The organism is Polynucleobacter sp. AP-Melu-500A-A1, assembly GCF_018882125.1.
Lineage (GTDB): Bacteria > Pseudomonadota > Gammaproteobacteria > Burkholderiales > Burkholderiaceae > Polynucleobacter.
On the sequence record NZ_JACVOZ010000002.1, the window covers coordinates 135,722 to 154,766 of the forward strand.

Annotated in this window: 23 protein-coding genes and 3 tRNA genes; 11 read left to right on the forward strand and 15 right to left on the reverse strand. The window is 41.0% G+C overall.

What is annotated here, in order from left to right:
• Nucleotides 1-858: an NRDE family protein gene (locus ICN38_RS04050; protein WP_216255493.1), complete on the reverse strand. Its 858-nt coding sequence runs from the start codon at nt 856-858 to the stop codon at nt 1-3.
• A 6-nt stretch (nt 859-864) separates the two neighbouring features.
• On the reverse strand, nt 865-1,866 hold the full coding sequence (locus ICN38_RS04055; RefSeq protein WP_216255495.1) for a folate-binding protein YgfZ: 1,002 nt from the start codon (nt 1,864-1,866) through the stop codon (nt 865-867).
• A 20-nt stretch (nt 1,867-1,886) separates the two neighbouring features.
• Here ICN38_RS04055 and mltG point away from each other — a divergent pair, with 20 nt between their 5' ends.
• The 6 genes from mltG to ICN38_RS04085 all read left to right on the forward strand — a co-directional run bounded on the left by mltG (nt 1,887) and on the right by ICN38_RS04085 (nt 6,859).
• Nucleotides 1,887-2,963 (forward strand): endolytic transglycosylase MltG, encoded by a 1,077-nt coding sequence (gene mltG / locus ICN38_RS04060; protein ID WP_216255496.1) that lies wholly within the window; start codon nt 1,887-1,889, stop codon nt 2,961-2,963.
• Between the two features lie 9 nt (nt 2,964-2,972).
• Nucleotides 2,973-3,611, forward strand: coding sequence for a dTMP kinase (gene tmk / locus ICN38_RS04065; RefSeq protein WP_216255498.1), 639 nt, complete (start codon nt 2,973-2,975; stop codon nt 3,609-3,611).
• Nucleotides 3,612-4,760 carry a DNA polymerase III subunit delta' C-terminal domain-containing protein gene (locus tag ICN38_RS04070; RefSeq protein ID WP_216255499.1) on the forward strand — a complete coding sequence of 383 codons (1,149 nt, stop codon included), beginning with the start codon at nt 3,612-3,614 and terminating at the stop codon, nt 4,758-4,760.
• A 21-nt stretch (nt 4,761-4,781) separates the two neighbouring features.
• Nucleotides 4,782-5,576: a TatD family hydrolase gene (locus ICN38_RS04075; protein WP_216255501.1), complete on the forward strand. Its 795-nt coding sequence runs from the start codon at nt 4,782-4,784 to the stop codon at nt 5,574-5,576.
• Nucleotides 5,573-6,280, forward strand: coding sequence for an ankyrin repeat domain-containing protein (locus ICN38_RS04080; RefSeq protein ID WP_216255503.1), 708 nt, complete (start codon nt 5,573-5,575; stop codon nt 6,278-6,280). Before ICN38_RS04075 ends, ICN38_RS04080 begins: the two co-directional genes overlap by 4 nt.
• 165 nt (nt 6,281-6,445) lie before the next feature.
• Nucleotides 6,446-6,859 (forward strand): transporter, encoded by a 414-nt coding sequence (locus ICN38_RS04085; RefSeq protein WP_216255506.1) that lies wholly within the window; start codon nt 6,446-6,448, stop codon nt 6,857-6,859.
• Nucleotide 6,860: 1 nt separating this feature from the next.
• Here ICN38_RS04085 and ICN38_RS04090 read toward each other — a convergent pair whose 3' ends face one another.
• From ICN38_RS04090 to hyi, 4 genes are all read right to left on the reverse strand, one after another.
• Nucleotides 6,861-7,820 carry a DUF3108 domain-containing protein gene (locus ICN38_RS04090; protein WP_216255508.1) on the reverse strand — a complete coding sequence of 320 codons (960 nt, stop codon included), beginning with the start codon at nt 7,818-7,820 and terminating at the stop codon, nt 6,861-6,863.
• A gap of 31 nt (nt 7,821-7,851) precedes the next feature.
• Nucleotides 7,852-8,427 carry an HNH endonuclease gene (locus ICN38_RS04095; protein ID WP_370624363.1) on the reverse strand — a complete coding sequence of 192 codons (576 nt, stop codon included), beginning with the start codon at nt 8,425-8,427 and terminating at the stop codon, nt 7,852-7,854.
• 81 nt (nt 8,428-8,508) lie between these two features.
• The gene (locus tag ICN38_RS04100) at nt 8,509-9,096 is read right to left on the reverse strand and encodes a YqiA/YcfP family alpha/beta fold hydrolase (protein WP_216255510.1); all 588 of its coding nucleotides are present in this window, start codon (nt 9,094-9,096) and stop codon (nt 8,509-8,511) included.
• Nucleotides 9,097-9,129: 33 nt separating this feature from the next.
• Nucleotides 9,130-9,903, reverse strand: coding sequence for a hydroxypyruvate isomerase (gene hyi, locus ICN38_RS04105; RefSeq protein ID WP_216255512.1), 774 nt, complete (start codon nt 9,901-9,903; stop codon nt 9,130-9,132).
• Between the two features lie 90 nt (nt 9,904-9,993).
• On the opposite strand from hyi, the gene ICN38_RS04110 reads away from it, so the two are divergent.
• Complete coding sequence (locus tag ICN38_RS04110) at nt 9,994-10,662, forward strand: hypothetical protein (protein WP_255562706.1); 669 nt, start codon at nt 9,994-9,996, stop codon at nt 10,660-10,662.
• Nucleotides 10,663-10,748: 86 nt separating this feature from the next.
• Here ICN38_RS04110 and ICN38_RS04115 read toward each other — a convergent pair whose 3' ends face one another.
• Entirely contained in the window at nt 10,749-10,973 is a 225-nt protein-coding gene (locus ICN38_RS04115) for a hypothetical protein (protein ID WP_216255513.1), read from the reverse strand.
• A 139-nt stretch (nt 10,974-11,112) separates the two neighbouring features.
• Here ICN38_RS04115 and ICN38_RS04120 point away from each other — a divergent pair, with 139 nt between their 5' ends.
• Complete coding sequence (locus ICN38_RS04120; protein WP_216255514.1) at nt 11,113-11,460, forward strand: hypothetical protein; 348 nt, start codon at nt 11,113-11,115, stop codon at nt 11,458-11,460.
• Here the strand turns inward: ICN38_RS04120 and ICN38_RS04125 are convergent.
• The 3 genes from ICN38_RS04125 to ICN38_RS04135 are packed head-to-tail and all read right to left on the reverse strand — an operon-like array spanning nt 11,457 to nt 13,391.
• Entirely contained in the window at nt 11,457-12,713 is a 1,257-nt protein-coding gene (locus tag ICN38_RS04125; protein ID WP_216255515.1) for a beta-ketoacyl synthase, read from the reverse strand. The two genes, ICN38_RS04120 and ICN38_RS04125, sit on opposite strands and share 4 nt — an antisense overlap.
• Nucleotide 12,714: 1 nt before the next feature.
• A complete protein-coding gene (locus tag ICN38_RS04130; protein WP_255562707.1) occupies nt 12,715-12,942 on the reverse strand; it encodes an acyl carrier protein in 228 nt (75 codons plus the stop codon).
• Nucleotides 12,942-13,391 (reverse strand): DUF4118 domain-containing protein, encoded by a 450-nt coding sequence (locus tag ICN38_RS04135; RefSeq protein WP_216255516.1) that lies wholly within the window; start codon nt 13,389-13,391, stop codon nt 12,942-12,944. Before ICN38_RS04135 ends, ICN38_RS04130 begins: the two co-directional genes overlap by 1 nt.
• A gap of 44 nt (nt 13,392-13,435) precedes the next feature.
• Here ICN38_RS04135 and ICN38_RS04140 point away from each other — a divergent pair, with 44 nt between their 5' ends.
• Genes ICN38_RS04140 through ICN38_RS04150 form a run of 3 tightly spaced genes read left to right on the forward strand, consistent with a single transcriptional unit; the run spans nt 13,436 to nt 15,841 of the window.
• Nucleotides 13,436-14,308 carry a carboxylesterase gene (locus ICN38_RS04140; protein ID WP_255562737.1) on the forward strand — a complete coding sequence of 291 codons (873 nt, stop codon included), beginning with the start codon at nt 13,436-13,438 and terminating at the stop codon, nt 14,306-14,308.
• A gap of 17 nt (nt 14,309-14,325) precedes the next feature.
• A complete protein-coding gene (locus ICN38_RS04145; RefSeq protein ID WP_216255518.1) occupies nt 14,326-15,063 on the forward strand; it encodes a sterol desaturase family protein in 738 nt (245 codons plus the stop codon).
• Nucleotides 15,050-15,841, forward strand: coding sequence for a MipA/OmpV family protein (locus ICN38_RS04150; RefSeq protein ID WP_216255520.1), 792 nt, complete (start codon nt 15,050-15,052; stop codon nt 15,839-15,841). Before ICN38_RS04145 ends, ICN38_RS04150 begins: the two co-directional genes overlap by 14 nt.
• A 22-nt stretch (nt 15,842-15,863) precedes the next feature.
• On the opposite strand, the gene ICN38_RS04155 is transcribed toward ICN38_RS04150, so the two are convergent.
• The 5 genes from ICN38_RS04155 to gltX all read right to left on the reverse strand — a co-directional run bounded on the left by ICN38_RS04155 (nt 15,864) and on the right by gltX (nt 19,040).
• Nucleotides 15,864-16,946: a sterol desaturase family protein gene (locus tag ICN38_RS04155; protein ID WP_216255522.1), complete on the reverse strand. Its 1,083-nt coding sequence runs from the start codon at nt 16,944-16,946 to the stop codon at nt 15,864-15,866.
• A 304-nt stretch (nt 16,947-17,250) separates the two neighbouring features.
• Nucleotides 17,251-17,327, reverse strand: a tRNA-Asp gene (locus tag ICN38_RS04160).
• Nucleotides 17,328-17,368: 41 nt separating this feature from the next.
• A tRNA-Glu gene (locus ICN38_RS04165) sits at nt 17,369-17,444 on the reverse strand.
• 35 nt (nt 17,445-17,479) lie between these two features.
• Nucleotides 17,480-17,555 (reverse strand) — tRNA-Ala (locus tag ICN38_RS04170).
• 78 nt (nt 17,556-17,633) lie between these two features.
• Nucleotides 17,634-19,040: a glutamate--tRNA ligase gene (gltX, locus tag ICN38_RS04175; RefSeq protein ID WP_216255524.1), complete on the reverse strand. Its 1,407-nt coding sequence runs from the start codon at nt 19,038-19,040 to the stop codon at nt 17,634-17,636.
• Nucleotides 19,041-19,045 lie beyond the last annotated feature (5 nt).

Sequence of the window (19,045 nt, forward strand, 5' to 3'; positions counted from 1 at the left end):
CTACACCGAAAGGTTAGAGCCGGGTGCGGCGCTCAGCGCACCAGTGACCACGTCATGTCCAACAGTACCGCTTGCATCGAAACGTCGCTCTACCATTTCAAAATGACCATCTTTGCGAATACGCAAAATAGTGCTTGAGCGGGTTCCATAAGAGGGGGTTTTAATAAATGCCGGCGAGAGTGCCTTCTCCCAATCACGATTTACCCCCGTATTGGGCAGTTCATGATCGCTTGCGACATGGGTATCGGCCAATAATTTCAGGTATTGGTCTGCATTTTTAAGCTGCCCCTGATCCATCGCTAAAGTCTGGGCAAATGCAGCCACCCGATGATTTACTTTTGGCCAGGGCGTATCTAGCATGGCATTGGAAAGTCCATAAACACCAGGCGATAAGGCTTGCTCAGGAAATACTTTTCTTGGTCGAATATTAGGACCCATCATCATTCGATTGCTAACCCAGTGCATCTCTGCATTCTCAGGATCGCTAAGATCTGCCATCAATAAATTAAATCCGTTGTACTGCGAGAATCGTTTGGAATGATTTTGAATGAAATCATTAGGGCGATCTTTATTAATCAAGTACATCAAAGAGAGTTCACCGCGGGTTCGGGCGTCTGGATTTTTTTCACTAGGAGCCCTGACGTTGGTAAGCGCTGCAAAACGTCCCGTCTTAGTAAAACCCAACCATGTGCCAGGACTTCCCAATACATCAGCGCGATCGCGCCCTGCTAACAGATGGGGGTGCTCTGGCCACCATCCCATACCATCGGTATCACGCTCATAAAACTCATCACGATTTGCAGCCACTACCAATGGGTAGTCAGGGTGCGATTTCCAGGCAAATAAAATGAGGCACATATTGGATTAAATTTCCAGCAATGGATAGGGCAATGGATCTATTTTTAACACAGGTCCTTGATTACTTCCAAGGTGAATTTCACCATGCTCAAGCGCTTCTAATTTGCATTCAATCTGAAAGTCGATCCAATTGGGGTTTTTCGCATTAACGGCGGATAAAACTACCATTCCAGCAGGCTGATCTGGGTAATCCTGGTGAAACAATTCAGTGCCAGGTGATATATCGGAACCATCAGGGTTAGATTCCAAATGCGCTAACTGCAGCCGCCGTTTAATAGAGCCACGGTATTGACTGCGCGCGACAATCTCTTGTCCTGGGAAACACCCCTTTTTAAAATCGACCCCGCCTACAGATTCAAAATTGATCATTTGGGGAACAAACTGTTCTTGTGTTGCTAAAACAATTCTGGGAATTGCGCTAAGCACCTCGAGACTATTCCACTGACACAATGCGTCTTCTGATAATAGAGAGGCCTCATCAGAAATAGGATTGGCTACCAGAAGTCGCGAATAGGACTGATCTTTATTTAACACCTCTGGAAGCATCAGTGCAACGCTATCATCTCTCAAGCCAAATTTTTCAACTTGTTGTGCAGTCCCATAGATTCCCATTACGTTCCATTGATCAGAAACATCTTTTATCTTTACCTTAGAGCGCAAGACAAACATTGAAAGACGTTTCGCAAAACTTGCTGCAATGTCTTTGCTGATAAAGAGGGTATAGCGATTAATCGAACCTTCGGTCTCGGGGTAAAGTGCAAGCCATGCACTAGCCAATAATCTTCCCTTTACATTGCAATACCCAACCAAGCGAACAAAGTTAAAGGATCGTGCAATCTGATTGGGAGGGGTAGCCTGCAACCCCATAACGGAATTGGTCAGTTGGTTTTGAAGAAAGCTGGTCGCATCCTCGCCTTCAATCAAGATCAGGCCCCACTGGGGGAGAAGGCTTATCCCGGATAGGGGAAAACCAGTTGAAGTAGGGTTATTTTGGGGGGTATTTGTCATGACCCTTTTATCATAGCCTGATGAGCAAAAAAATTCAGAGCAGAAATCTTTTCGTCCGCAATAAATCAAAGTCCCCGGGCTTCAAAAGCTACGTCCTATGGCTAGTTGCGGTTATTGCGATTTTCTATGGATTTGTCTTTTTATTGCCTGTAGTGCCAAGAGAGGGCAACATTCCTGAGGCGCCAGTCTATAAAGTAAAGATTAAGTCTCAATCTAGTCTTGCTGGGGTAGCTTCCCAACTTGAAGAACAAGGTGTTGGCTCTTCACCCTTATTTATTCAAATTAGCGCCAGAGCACTCTTCATTGGTTCAAAACTAAAGCCAGGCACCTATCTCCTGCCAACAAGGGCAAGCATTGGGAAAGTTCTTTTGCAAATTGCTCGGGGAGATAGAGTCCGCGAAAGTATTGCCATTATTCCAGGAATGACCATTTGGCAATTACGCGAGGTGGTTGATGCCCATCCAGCATTAATACACCAAACCAAAGGTATTAGCTCGAAAGAAATGCTTCAAAGCCTTGGCCTAAATTATCCGAGTGTTGAGGGAATATTTATGCCTGATACCTATATATTTGATCCTGATGAACCAGATATTAATATTTATAGAAGAGCGTCTCAAGCCATGCAAAAACAGATCGCCCAGGCTTGGGAGCAAAAGCCTGAGAAATCACCCATCAAATCACCTTATGAACTTCTGATTCTTGCCTCCATCATTGAAAAAGAAACGGGGCGCGCAAGTGACCGGGGTCAGGTATCAGCTGTATTTTTGAATCGTTTAAATAAGGCTATGCCTTTGCAAACAGATCCAACCGTTATTTATGGAATTGGGCCCCGATTTGATGGAAATTTGCGCAAAACAGATCTTCGTAGAGACAGTCCTTACAATACTTACATGCATAAAGGATTGCCTCCAACACCCATAGCGATGCCTAGCCTAGAATCCATTCAGGCAGTAGTAAAGCCTGCGCAAAGTACCGCTTTGTTTTTTGTCGCTCGAGGAGATGGATCAAGTCACTTCTCGAGTAGTCTAACTGAGCATGAAAGTGCAGTTGATCGTTATCAACGCAAGAAATCCCCAAAAGCCGACCTTAATAAATAAAGTGATCATATGAGTTCTTTACATTCGGGATTTTTTATTAGCTTTGAGGGCATTGATGGCGCTGGAAAAAGTACCCATATCGAATCATTTGCTAAGTTAATGCAAGAATCCTTTCCAGATCGTAAAGTGGTGATGACACGTGAGCCTGGCGGCACCCCACTAGGCGAACATTTACGGAAATTATTACTTGATTTACCAATGAATCTTGAAACAGAGGCATTATTAATGTTTGCGGCTCGACGTGAACATCTGGCACAAATTATTCAGCCAGCACTACAAGCCGGCAACATCGTTATTTCAGATAGGTTTACAGATGCGAGTTTTGCATATCAAGGAGGGGGTAGGGGCTTAAGTATTCAGAAGCTCAATACTCTTGAGCGCTGGGTTCAAGAGCAAGCCAACGGAGCAATTCTTCAGCCTGACTTAACGATTTTGTTCGACTTACCCGGCTCCGTAGCTGAATCTAGAAGATCAAAAGTCCGTGCTCCTGATAAATTTGAAAAAATGGATCTCCATTTTTTTGAAAAGGTTCGCCAAGAGTACTTGCGTCGAGCCCAGGAAGATCCTAAACGCTTTCATTTAGTTGACGCCACTCAAACGCAAGAAGTAATCTGGAAGGGCCTGAAAGGGATAAAGATAAACCTATAAATGCGTGAATTATCAAAATCTATAGAGCAGCAAAGCCAAATAGCCCCATGGCTTGAGCCATTGTGGAATAGCTTTGACTTGAAAAATTTTCCCAATGCAGTATTAATACACGGGCAACCAGGAATTGGTAAATTTGAATTTGGCGTTCATTTAGCAAAAGCCCTTCTATGTGAAAATTCTGGACCAATAGAATCTAAACCTTGCAACCATTGTGAAGCGTGTCACTGGTTTGATACGGCGAATCATCCTGATTTTATTGCTTTAGTGCCTGAAACGCATCGCAGATTGCTGCCTCATGCTGACTATGAAAGCGATGATTTACCTAAAAAGGGAAAATCGACTCGCGATGATTCCGATGGAGAGACTCCGGAGAAAAAAGAAAAGAAAAATATTTCCATTGAGGAAACTCGACAAGCGATAGTAAGCCTTTCGATTGGATCTCATCGCGGTGGTAACCGAGTCATTCTGATTTATCCGCTTGAGATGTTGCGGTCTGACTCCGCAAATACATTACTGAAGTCCTTAGAAGAGCCTCCTGCAAATACGATCTTCATCTTATTGTCTGATCGTTTAGATCGTGTATTACCTACTATCCGCTCACGCTGTCGTCTACTCGGCGTACCTAGGCCTGATAGAGCAATTGGATTGGAGTGGCTCAATTCCAAAGTTAGTAACTTGTCTGATGCCAAATTCAATTTTGCCGATATTGAGACCATCTATGATGAGCAGGGTGGAGCGCCATACTCTGTTCTCAATTCTTTACTCGCTCGTCACAATAAAGATGAAAAGGATGAACTTACTATCGCACTACAAGCGTCGCGCTTTCTTCTGCAGTCAATGTCTCAGGGTGCTAGGATCAATTGGCTTGAAACTGCAGAGAAAATTCACAAGGCCCAATATCCTATTTTGCTCGCTACTATGCAACGCTGGGTTTCGGATTTACAGAATATGGCCCAAGGTGGCGCACCCAGATACTACCCAAAGCATCTTGCCACCTTACAAGCACTTTCACAAAAAGCAAATATTTCTAGGTTATTGCTGTTCTGGAGATCCCTGATCCAATCCCGCCGGTATGAAAACCACCCCTTGGCAACCAGGGTTCAGCTCGAAGCCCTACTATCTCAATATCAACAAGTATTTGAGGCTTAAGGCAGACTAAAATATCGAGTCATGTTCATAGACTCACACTGCCACCTCAATTTTCCTGAGTTTCAATCTCGCCTGCCGGAAGTGTTGGCGAATATGAATGCCGCTAAAGTAGATCATGCCTTGTGTATTTCTGTGGATTTACCCGATTTCCCAAATGTACTCAAACTTGCTCAAGAACATCCACATCTGTTCGCCTCCGTTGGTGTTCATCCTGACTATGAGGATACGCCTGAGCCTAGCCTTGAGTTTTTAGTTGAGACTGCTTTAAAGCATCCTAAAATCATTGCTATAGGAGAAACAGGGCTGGACTATTACCGAATGGGTGATCGAAGTTATGACTCTTTAGAGTGGCAAAGAGAGCGTTTTAGGACACATATACGCGCTGCCTTGGCATCTAGAAAACCACTCATCATTCACACTCGCTCTGCATCGCTTGATACCATCAGAATCCTCAAGGAGGAGGGCGCAGATCAAATAGGTGGGGTGATGCATTGCTTTACTGAGAGCTATGAAGTGGCGAAGGCTGCCATGGACATGGGCTTTTATATCTCCTTTTCTGGAATAGTGACATTTAAGAGCGCTAAAGAGCTTCAGGAGACCTGCAAGCAAGTACCTCTAGATAGGATGCTTATTGAGACAGATTCGCCATATTTAGCCCCAATACCTTATCGAGGCAAGATTAATGAACCAGCCTGGGTGGCCAAAGTCGCTGAATTTATTTCCGATCTGAAGGGGGTTCCATTAGAGACATTGGGACTTCAGACATCAAATAATTTTTTCGATTGTTTTCAAATAGATAGGCAATTAACTTCATGAGCTATCTAAAGTATTTGATTATTGCAATAACCTTAAGTCTGTCTTATATCCAGCCAGTTTTGTCACAGTCAGACTCTCAGCGTAATGAGTTCGCAAAAGCGATGAAGTTTGATGATGTGAATACAGTTAAATCTCTGATTTCTCAGGGAATAAATCCAAATTTAGTGGATTCGAACGGTAACCCCATGTTAGTTTTGGCTATCAAAGACCGTTCATACAAAGTAATTGACATTCTTTTAGTCTCCAAGGGTATAGATGTTGATCTTTCAAATAAGCAAGGTGAAACACCATTAATGATGGCTTCAATCAATGGCGACTTGCCTTTAGTCAGGACCTTGGTACTGAAAAATAAAGCCCAACTTGATCATATAAGCTGGACTCCTTTGCATTACGCTTGTGCCAAGGGTCACCTTGACGTTGCTCAATTTCTAATTGCCAATGGGGCTAAGGTTGACTCGCTTAGCTTGGGTGGAACCACACCCTTAATGATGGCCGTTCAATCGGGTAATGAACTATTAGTCAAACTCTTACTTGATAGAGGAGCAAATCTACAGTCACGTAATGTTGAAGGCATTACTGCCATTGATATTGCAGATATTTACGGAATGCCAGAAATTAGTGAGGGATTGCGTTCGCGCTGGATGAAACTCTATAAGCAACCTTATTTGAGCACCTCAAAGCTGATCCAGCCTAAATCCCCGTAATACCTATCTGCGTATAATCATTATTATGTCAAATAAGAAATAGACTACTACAACCCTCCATTATTCTATTGACCACCTATGCCTGAATTCTTCAATTCTCTTCCCAACGTAATGTTTGTCTTCAATGAAATTATGGGAGATCTCACTGATACGTCGATTAGGTTGATGAGCTTCGTTGCCGTGTTGGTTGTCCTAACTCATGGAATATTGATTTTGTTGATCATGGGATGCTTTCATGCATTTGACCGAAAATATGGGAATCTGCGTCATATGCAGGTAGATATATTGGTCTATTTCATGGTTGTATTACTTATCTTACTAAGCCACATCATTGATATTTTTATATGGACATACGCCATGGTGAGCGTAAACGTCTATCCAAGTGTTGTAAAAACCTTCTACTTTGCAGGTGAAATGTATACAAACTTAGACCATAACGACCCAGCATATAAGCTTGGGCCTCAGTGGAATATGCTCCCTATACTGATTTCATTTTCTGGATTATTTGCAGTAGCAATATCAGGCTCAGCGCTCTATGGGCTTCTGGTCTCGACATTTGCGCCACCCCCAAGAAAATAGACTAAGGCAACTTATCAATAGGATTTTTCTGCTTAAAAACTAGCTCGAGCACCCGTCCATTCGATTCTAGAGATCTAATGCGGCCTGGAAGCCATTCAAGATCCTTGACTAACCAAATATCAACCTGTCTTTTATAGGGATCGCTCTCTCGTTGCATGAGTGCATAGCGCCTTACTGATGTTTTACCTAAACTAGGAACATCATCATTAATTGCCTCACCAAAACTCTTGAATTGCCACATTTCTAAAGTGTTGTAATCAACAACGGGAATTGATCTAATGCTCCCTGGCTCATCGATTTTGTCATCTCCATTTAATAGAGATGCAATTTGGAATATGAGGCTAAATCGATCTTGAGTACCTGGCATGATAGTTGGAGTAAATTCCGGTTTCTCCGAAAAGTACATCTGCCCTGCACCTTTTTCATCTCGATCAAAACGTGAGTACCGAGGGGCTCTAGTGCCACGTTGCGTCCAATATATGGATGGAGCAATACCATAAGGATCTATTGTGCCCCTCGATTCAAAAACAAAAGGGCCAACGAAGGCATACGGGATATTAATATAAAGACGGTAGCTATTTCCTTCAACTACCCAGTCGATCTCACCTGTTTGGTATTTCTGTCCATCAACGTAAGAATCATAGTAAATAATGCCAGATTGAGGAAGTTTAAAAGCTACGCCTTTTTGATTAGAGTTGCCACCCTGCTCCCCTCTTGAGTTTGAGGAATTAGGATCATCAATTGATGTACTGTTTTGCGTTGCTAAGGGGGGTTTATTCTTTGGGGCCTTAGCCATTTGAATTTTCTTAGGCGGCTCTACCTTTAGTTCCGTTTTAATAATGAGATCTTCAGATATCTCTGGCGCAGAAGAAAACGAGAAAAAAGGAATACCAAAAAAGATAATCAAATGGCCCAACAAAGATAGAGCCAATGCAGCCGCTATGATCCAAAGGGACTTCATATTGTGATGATACTAATAAACTGCCGAAGCTTTAGTCGCAGAGAGATGCCTCAAGTAAACGGCTATTTTTAGGAAGATTAGCTGCTAAAAAATCCATTTGATCTGCCAATATATTACGGCCTTTAAGAATCATATCTTCATACAGACTCGGCTGATATGGCGTGTAGAGCAGACCCATCCCAGCAAGCTCAGGAGTTCGATTACCTTTTCGCTGATTGCATGACCGGCAAGAGATTACTAAGTTCATCCAAGTGTATTTCCCACCACGGCTATTAGGAATGATATGTTCCGCTTCGGCTTGACTTTCATGAATGGAGTCGCCGCAGTATGCGCAAAGTCCACGATCCCGTTTGAAAAGTTTGTGCTTAGTGATAGCCGGCACAACATCGAAAAGATTTATCTTTGCGGTGCCTTTGATGGCGATGATGGAATGCAATTCAATCACGGACTGAATACCGCTAGATCTTGAAATACCTCCCCGCATTTTAAAAATGGGGTCACCTAAAGTCCAAAGCACACTACTATCAGCGTAGTGCTTAGTAGCTTCTTCTGCATTAACCCAACCCTGGGGTATTCCACCAGCGTCTAACTTTAAGATACTCAGCACAAACTCTCCCTTCTCAATCTACCTTATAAGGTTGCGATTGTTTTAATCATCTTACAGAACTTATACCCTTCAATCAATCGACTATTCAAATATAAATTTTAGGACTGCAGGAAGGTGTTCGGAGTAATCAGAAATGCCATGATCCCCGCCCTCAAGTATCAGTTGCTTTGCGCCAGGATAAAAGGTTGACATCTCTCGCCAATCGAGCAATTCATCTCCTTTTGCCGCAATCAAAAAGTATCGGCTTGGCTTAGATATGCCCTCAACTTGTAGGGCTTTTAGCTCGTCAATATATTCAGGACGAAAATCAAAAGGCTCGTCACTGTCGTAGGCAGTCAGCATTCCTACATGTGGCGCCAGTTCACGGGCTGCACGTACGGCAGGATTAAGAGCAACCGCTTTACACCCATATTTTTCAGCCAAATAATTGGCATAAAAACCCCCAAGCGATGATCCAACCACAACAACTCTATCTGCATTAGATTCTTCTATATGTTTGGTAACTAGAGCCATGCTATCTTTAGGAGAGGCTAGTAATTGTGGGCAATACCATTCGATAGGATTATTTGGGTTGGAGATGGCCTTAACAGCAGCACCTGTCATAACAGCCTTACTCGATCTTGGCGAGGATCTAAAACCATGCAAATAGACAAAGAGAGTAGATCCCATATAAATACTTACCTTTCTTTTCCTAGTTGTTAATTAGTATGTAGAAATCCACCCCAAACCTGCCTCAGTATTGGTAGCGGGTTTGTATTCGCAGCCTACCCAGCCCTCATAGCCAAGATCATCTAGTAATTTAAAGAGGTATGCGTAGTTAATTTCACCAGTCCCCGGCTCATTCCTTCCAGGATTATCAGCTAGTTGAATATGAGCAATCTTGGCTAGATTGTTTTCGATAGTTTTCGAAAGCTCGCCTTCCATCCGTTGCGCATGATAGATATCGTACTGAATAAAAAGATTATCTGAATCTACGTCACTCAGGATTTGAATTGCATGCTGAGTTTTTGATAAAAAGAAGCCTGGAATATCAAAGGTATTGATTGGCTCAATTAAAAGCCTAATGTTGACCTTCTTGAGCTCATCGGCCGCAAATTTTAAGTTTGCAACAAAGGTGTCATGCAGTAATTTAGGATCGATTTCGCTTGGAGCTTTTCCCGCTAAACAGTTAATCTGTTTAACGCCCAGTGCCGTAGCGTATTCAATCGCCTTTTTTACCCCTTCCCGAAATTCCTCGATACGATCAGGTAAGCACGCAACACCACGTTCACCCGCATCCCAATCTCCTGCAGGCAAATTATGTAAAACCAATTTCAATTGATTTTGATCCAATTCACGCTTAATATCGGCAGCAGAATAAGCATAAGGAAAAAGAAACTCGACCCCTTTAAAACCGGAATCAGCAGCTTTTTTAAATCGCTCCATAAATGGAACTTCATTGAAAAGCATTGTCAGATTGGCGGCAAACTGAGTCATTTAATTCCCCTTTTTATCTATTAATTCCAATCATTCGATCTTAACAAAAATGAGCGTTTAGCATTAGATGGCCCTTAATTAAGTAAAACCATGAACTTTGATAAAAATAAGCTAATATTTGACATAGAAGTTTTAATTACAAAGGAAATAATGAATATCAAACTTACCCCTATCGCAGTCATTCTTGCGGCTATGCTTACTAGCGCGTCTTTAATGGCTCAAACTAAGCCAACAGATACAAGCGGCACTAAACCTATGGTAATTGATGCAGCGGTTACTGATAATCGCTACAAACTATATGAGGGTGAAGTGCTTAAAGTGGATGCTAAAACACGTACCATCACCTTTAAAAATAAAGAGGGTGAATCTAAGTTTGTTGCGGGGCCTGAAATCACTAATTTTGCTCAAATTAAAAAAGGCGATTTAGTGAATGTGTCCTATGAAACAGCTGTAGCTATTGAATTAATTAAAACTAAGAGCACTGGAGTCCGTAGCAAGGTCGAAACAAATACTGTTACGAATTCCAAGGCCAATGAAAAGCCAGCGGAAGTCATTGCAAATACGACCACCATCATTGCAGATATAGTTGGTGTAGACCGTGAAAAGAAATTGGTTTCTGTTAAAGGTCCGAGCAGCAATATCACAACTGTCACTGTTAAGAACCCTGCCCTATTGGCAGATGTTGCCGTTGGCGAACAGGTGAAAGTAGTTTACTTTGATGCGATGGCTGCATCTATAACAACTCCTAAGAAAAAATAATCTTCAAGTAGTAAGTCTTCATTAGTAATAAAGCCCCGTCATTGGGGCTTTATTTTTTTGCGGACATAGCTTGTCGAGATGATGTATTATCCTAACTTTTCTATATCCTTAGTCAGAATTCTTCTGATAATTCGGATCGTCACTTCTGGATGCAATCCTATGAGACGCTCTTGAATTAAAGTCGATCTTCTTGTTAATGAGTCAATATGCTCACCGACGTGACGATTCGCCTCTAATACATCCTCTAATAGAGTAGTTTCAGCATACCGGCTGCTTTGTTTACTTTGATTTTTTTTGACACTTCCCGACATTAGAACTCAACGCCTTGTTCATTGAATAATTATAGGAAAGAATATACACTTAAAATATTTACTAAATTTATAATTTGAACCTAATCTTTAATTACAACTTTAATCAAAATCCATTACTTCAGTGACTAAATATATACTTATGTTGCAGATTAGTATTTCAGCTCTTTACTATATGTCTGCGCCTTTCTCGCTAAACTTTTTTATCTATTTGTTTTGGGGTATCAATTTTATTTCTGCAGTCTATCTATTAGTCAATTCAAATAAATTAGCTATCCCCTTAATTAATCCCCTAAAAAGGGTGAGATTAATTTTTACAGCCACCCTTATTTTGCTGGAACTGGTGATTAATTTAAATTCAAATTCTTATGCAGCAGATAATTTTCACGGTTTAGTGAGTGATTCGGAGGTATTGGTTACGGGCATCACTTTAGGTATTCTTTGGTTTTATAGCATTACAGTGCCAGTGACAAAGAAGATAAAAAGTTAATTCACATCCCTAGCTAATAGCAAGGAAACATTGGATCCGCCAAATGCGAATGAATTACTCATTGCATATGGAATGGGTATTTCAATTGAACGTAATGGTAAATAATTTAAATCGCATTCAGGATCGTTAATTTCTAAAAATGCTGTACCGGGTGCAATATTATTTTGCATCGCCTGTATAGTAATTAGTAGCTCTAACGCTCCAGCAGCACCAAGGGTATGTCCATGAACAGCTTTAGTCGAGCTTATGGCTAGTTTTTTTGCCTGATCTAGCCCAAAGGTATTCTTAATAGAAATGGTTTCAGCAATATCCCCAGCTTGGGTCGCAGTTCCATGGGCGTTTATGTAAACTACCTTTTCAGCACTTAAGCCCGCATCCTTTATAGCCAATTGCATTGCTTTTGATTGTCCCAAAGGATCAGGCTTTGTGATGTGTAAGGAGTCTGATGTAGCTCCATATCCAATAATTTCAGCAAGTATTATTGCGCCCCTTTTTTTTGCGCTCGATAAAGACTCGAGGATGATTGCTGCAGCTCCTTCACCTAATACAAATCCACTGCGATTTTTTGAAAATGGCTTACATGAATGCGCAATATTTTCAGAGTCTGGAATAGCAAGTGTTTTTAAGGCCTCCCAAGACTTAATAGAAGCAGCAGTTAAGAGGCTTTCTGCCCCACCTGCAATTGCACGATCACAATAACCATGTTTAATACTTCTATACGCCTCTCCAATTGCATGAGCAGAGGAAGCACAAGCCGTGGAATAAGTAATTGAGGGGCCTTTAAAAGCGGTATTTAAAGAAATAAGAGCTGTGGCACCATTAGCCATTACGCCAATGACTGTAAAAGGCCTAACTCGATCCTTACCATGGATATAAATAGTATCGTATGCATTTTCTACGGTATTGGCTCCGCCAAAACCCGTTCCCCAAAATATCCCACTTCGATTTAGCTTTTCTACTCCCAAATCTTTTAAGCCTGAGTGTTCAAGCGCCTCTTTTGCAGCTACCCAAGATATGTGCGCAACGCGATCGTACATACCTAGCGTAGAGGAATCGAAATAATTTGTTATGTCAGCTGGAACTAGCCCTGCACAGCTTAAATTAACTGGAATAGAAAAAGAATTAGAAAAACTTGTGATGCCAGAATTACAAAGGGAAGCTTTTTGGAATTGAATATCTGAGCCAAGTCCAAGACAAGATACTGCGCCCAATCCGGTGATAACTACCCTTCCTAAATCAGAGTCTCGACCCATTTTATTTTGCTGAATCGATCAAATCAGCTACATCTTGCAATGTGACGACTTTAAAATCTTCATTTGGAAGCCGCACTTCAAAATGATCCTCCAGGTCGAATAATAATTCGATTTTTCCAAGCGAATCAACGCCTAAAGATTCCAAAGATGTTTCGGGTCCAATTTCATCTATATTTTTATCGAATCGCTCAGCGACTTGCTGAAGCAGGACATTCATAGTGTTTGACATTATTTTTCTTTTTTTAGGACATTCATGAGGTCATTATCACGGTGCAATAAAATTAAATAACGTGATTCTGAAACAAACAAGAGTAGTTTTGTTTTATACCGCTCACGCTGTAAGTATTCAATTAAAACAATACAAGTAAAACCTAACAAAAAATTTAATAGCCAAACTTGAAAATCATGGTAACTGAAGATAAATTTTCCAAAGGGTGGGACAAACCAAAAATTAGCGTACAAAGTACCCATGATAATGAATACTAAAGCCGGCCAAAAGCCAAAATAGAAGGCTCCAAATATACCCACTAAGTAATAAAACTTGTATGGATTTTCAGAGTAAAAACTCTCTCCTGTCATATGCAGAAAAACTGAGAGCAAAGTAAAGCTGATTAGGATGTAGGTAGAGATGGCCCAAATGGGGTATTGACACCATTTTTTTGCATTTTTTAGGTTCATTTTGATTTTACTGTCATAAGGCCTAAAATATCTCTATGAATAGTATGCAGCCTCCTCGGATAGACTCGCCCATTATTGTACTATTTCATGGGCTTTCCTCGTCTCCAATCGAATTGTCCTATCTAGGAGACATTTTGCGCAAGAATGGGTTTCGGGTGGAAACCCCCGCTTTAAAGGGTTATGGATTTGGTGATCACGCTGGCAACTGGAATGAGTGGCTTGCTGAGGCCTGCGCTTTTGTCCAGCAATTACAAAAGACTGAATCTGCCCCAATATCTGTTGGTGGAATTTCACTTGGGGCAACTTTGGCACTAGGAGTTGCCTCAACCCTGGATGGAATTAATGCAATCGTATGTCTTTCTACTACATTAAATTACAACGGCTGGGCTAGTCCTTGGTATCGCATATTCACTCGAGCGGGCATTTGGCTCGGCTTGGGCAAACGATTTAAATATAAAGAACGTGATCCATTTGGTATCAAAAATATCCAGATTCGAGCCCATATCAAGAAAGCTATGTTGAACTACGATATTTCTGAAGTGGGCGGTTCGTATATGACACTAAACCATATCTATCAAGCAGATAAATTATGCTTTAACGTGAAAAAGAACCTACCGAATGTAAATGCTCCTTTGCTAGCGATTCATGCAGTCGATGATGAAATTGCCCATCCAAATAATATCGACCTTTTAGTAAAGTCAGTGAGTTCGGAAATAAAAAGAGTAATTTATCTTGGTAATAGCTATCACATGATCACCGTTGATAATGAACGTGAAACAGTTGCTTATGAAACAGCCAATTTTTTTAAAGAAATGCACGATAGCTCAGTCATTGCAAATATCAAAAATAAAATAATTTCTCCTGAATTACAGCGTTTTCTAAGATCTGAAAAGACGCACCGAGAACTCAATAATTAACTTAAGAAAATTGACTTGTGTTAATTTCTGAGATTTCTATCTATTTTAGTATTGCTATTGCTGGTATTTTTATTGGAATGGAAAAGATTCGCCCTTTATATCCATATAGCTCAGATAGATCATGGCTTCTTAGGCTTCTTATCTTTGGCGGCCTTGGTGTATTTCTTACAACGGTAATTGGTATTTATTTGGTTCCGCATTTAGGGCGCATCGCACTTTTCCCCGCTTTAACTCGCTTATTTTTGAATACTCCGGACTGGCTTAATGGCCTGATTGCTTATGTTTGTATTAGCTTTTTTGTTTATTGGTGGCACCGTTTGCGTCATCATAACAATCTTGTTTGGAGAATTTTTCATCAGATACATCACAGCACTCATCGCATAGAAGCCTTAACAGCCATATATGCGCACCCGAGTGATTTTCTAGCAAACGCCTTCATTATTAATGTTGTTTCCTATTCTCTTTTAGGCTTAGATGTTGAGTCCGCAGCATGGGCATCTCTTTGGGTTGGCATCTTCGAATTCTGGGAGCACACTAATACACCAACACCCCACTGGCTAGGCTACATCATCGTTAGACCTGAAATGCATCGTATTCATCATGAGCGGGATCGTCATACTAATAATTATGGTTTACCAATATGGGATATCCTTTTTAGAACTTATGAGAATTCATCACGTAAAGTAGAGTGTGGATTTGATCTCGAAGCAGAGAGCAAAGTAAAGCTGATGTTATCTTGCCGTGATATTAGCTGAACGATTTCTATTCTTAATGCGTAAATTCCTATTTATGCTTTTTTTCTCATATGCTATTTGCTCTTTGGCGCAAGACCAATCCTATGACGATAGTCTTCCAGACCATATAGTCGGTGATATAGGCCTGGCTACATACACTTCTAATTTACATTTAGGTACCTATGGAACACAGACATTTTTTGCTCCCTATGCCTTTGCAGACTATAAGCGCGCTTTCGTGCGCATCGACATGTTTGGTATCAAGACTGCGAAAATTGGTTATGGCTATCTTGAATTTACTGGAAAGGCAATACTTGATAATTATGTTGTAAAGTCACCCTACACAACAAATACTATTGTGAGGCGTTATCCTATTCCTATCGGTATTGGTACTTTCCAAGAAACTCCAATTGGCGCTTTTCTAATAAACGCCTACCATGACTTTAGTCAATCTAAGAGTGCATTGTATGAATTTTCCTATTTTGGAAAAATTGAAACTATTGAAAAAGTTATTTTATACCCGCAGTTCGGAATTGAAAAACAGTCAAGCCAATATGCAAATTATTACTATGGCTTAACCAGTCAACAAGCCAATGCTATTGGCTATCAAAGCTACACCGCCCCTGCTACAAACAATTTAATGGCAGGCTTCTTGCTAGAAATTCCCGTCATAGATAGCTGGTATATCAATATTTATGGAAAGCGTAAGTGGATGGGAAGCGGAATTAGTAATAGTCCTGTGATGAACCGATCATTCCAAGATAACCTCTTTATGGCATTGGCTTATCGATTTGAATAAATGAATATTTTTTAAGTGATCGCTAAAGGTTATTCGCCTTTTTAGATTCCATAAGATATCCAACGCAATATAGGCCAATGCAAATAATCGTTAAGTTAATTATTTTCTCTACATAGGGTAACTGATCTCCGCTATTAAAAAAAGTGATGGAAAACATTACAGTTAAGGAAAAAATAGCAAGTACAGCATATTTACGATACCCATCTAATAAAGGGTTATAGACTCCATCAGAGGGTTTAATTTTTTTCACAGGCAGCTCTTTTTGCATCTCTGGATCCCAGGTGGGACTTCTAACCATAATAAAGAGCTTCTTAGTTAATCCTGACGATTTACTCCCCTTAGCGTAAAGATCAATAAACACTGAGCACAGGGCTAATAGAGGGTTCCAAGAATTTAATGGGATTTTTGTACCATAAATACATTCACCCTCTTCTTTCTGATAAGTACCAAAAATTCGATCCCAAATAATCAAAACAGCACCAAAATTTTTATCTATGTATTCATTATTAATGGCGTGATGAACGCGATGATTTGAAGGCGTTGAAAAAAGAAGATCAATACATCCTAATTTACTAATATGTTCAGTATGTATCCAGAATTGATAAATTAATACAAAGGAGCTGATTAGCACAAACTGATACGGTGGAATTCCGACGAGCGCCATTATTGCAAAAAAAATGCAGGCGATGATGGGAAAAAAACTTTCTTGTCTTAATGCTGTAGAAAAATTAAATAATTGACTTTGATGATGGACGGCATGGGAACTCCAAAGTAAGCCCGATTGATGACTTAGCCTATGCAGCCAATAGTCCAAAAAATCGTAAACTAAAAAAATGCAAATCCAACCGTACCAAGTTTCCCAAAATGGGCTAAAAGTTTTAAAACCAAAATATTGGTATACCAATTCGTAGGCCCCTATTTGAAAAAAAACAAGGCACATCAAAATAGTTTGGCTAAGAATACCTTGACTAAGATTACTGATAGTGTCGTTTAAGCGATAAGTATTTTTATTAATCAAAAATCCATAAATAAATTCTCCCAACATTAAAATAAGGAAAACTGGGATTGCTAAAAGGACAACCTGATTAAGCAGCTGAAGGTTCATATGCTTATTTTAGTGGGGCCAATAAGTTAGTGACAGAACCTACTCCATATCGATTTTGACTAGAAGGCTTTCGAGAACTCAATTTTATGTCTCTACCTGATCCTAAAAAATAAGGAATCCATATGTTCACAAACATTCCAATTTTGCCTCAAGCACATCCTCTATCAATGTAGTTTCAGCATATTGCCCGCTTTGGCTACTTTTGTTTGCTCTCTTAATTGAAGACATGTGGATTAGTGTAAACAAACGCGCTTAGGGTGAAAATAGAAAAAGCCCGATTTCTCGGGCTTTTAGTCACTTATTCTGGCGGAGCGGACGGGACTCGAACCCGCGACCCTCGGCGTGACAGGCCGATATTCTAACCAACTGAACTACCGCTCCAAATTACAACGAGCACTGCTTTTAAAACAAACCAAAAAATCTGGCGTCCCCAGGGGGATTCGAACCCCCGTACTCACCGTGAAAGGGTGATGTCCTAGGCCTCTAGACGATGGGGACCTGGACTGCTGCAAATACCGATTATTTTAAATGCTTGGTGGAGATAAGCGGGATCGAACCGCTGACCTCTTGCATGCCATGCAAGCGCTCTCCCAGCTGAGCTATACCCCCGAAATCCCGCAATAAAATTACAAGGCACTTAAAACAATCCAAGATTTTAGCCTATTTTTGTGCAAGTGCGCAAATTGACTAGTGGAGCACCTTGGAGAGCCTTTTAATTGCCTCATCCTTGCCCAAAACTACTAAAACAGAATCAATTGCTGGAGTCTGAGTAGTAGCAAATAATGCATAGCGAACGGGCATTGCTAAGGCGGGCATTTTAATTTGATGTTGCGCTAATACTTGTTTAAAGGCTGCTCCGTAACCCTCTTTACTCGGTTCTGCAATTTCAAGCGCTTTGATTAAATCTTGAAGTGCCGGCATGATTGTCTGAGGAATATTTTCAGCAATATGCTCAGCACTTGGGGTCGGTGGAGGGAGATAAAATAATTTAGCGCTCTGCGCAATTTCAATCAGGGTATTGGCACGGTCTTTTAAGAGTCCCACCACTTGAACAAAATTAGGTCCGCTTTCTGTATCAATGCCTAAGGCATGAGCAAAGGGCTTTGTGAGCTTCGCTAAAATCTCAGGATCAGTTTTTTGAATGTATTGATGATTTAACCAAAGTAATTTTTCTGGATTATGTTGGGCTGGTGAGCGACCTAAGCTTTCAAGATCAAACCAATCAACAAATTGCTCTTTGGTAAAAACCTCAGCATCACCATGGGACCAACCAAGACGCGCAAGATAGTTCAGAATGGCTTCGGGTAGGTACCCTGCTTTTTGATAATCACGAACACTCATAGCCCCATTGCGTTTACTCATTTTTTCACCAGCGTCATTTAAGACTGTTGGCAAATGTGCATAAACTGGGGGTGCGCCTCCCAAAGCCCTCATGATATTGATTTGTCTAGGAGTATTATTGACATGGTCATCTCCACGAATTACGTGGGTAATCTTCATATCCAAATCATCGACCACCACGCAGAAGTTATAAGTGGGCGTCCCATCTGGACGAGCAATGACTAAGTCATCCAATTCTTCATTGTTGATTTCAATAGACCCCTTCACAGCATCATTCCACACTACGGATCCGCCAATGGGATTTTTAAAGCGTATTACAGGTAGCACATCATTTGGGATCGGAGGAAGGGTCTTTCCTGGCTCCGGTCTCCATAAGCCGTTGTAGCGCGGCTTCTCTTTATTGGCCATTTGTTGATCACGAAGCTTATTTAACTCTTCTTCGCTCATATAGCATGGGTATGCAAGGCCACTATCAAGCATTTGCTTGATAACCTCTCGATAACGATCTATACGTTGCATTTGGTAGATCGGGCCTTCATCTAAATCCAGCCCCAACCATGACATACCTTCAATGATGACGTCTACAGCCTCTTGAGTAGAGCGCTCAAGATCAGTGTCTTCAATCCTCAGAATAAAATCCCCTTTATTGTGACGAGCAAAAGCCCAGGGATAGAGTGCGCTACGAAGGTTTCCCAGATGAATAAAGCCAGTGGGACTGGGGGCAAAGCGGGTACGAATTTTCATAAATGACATTATCT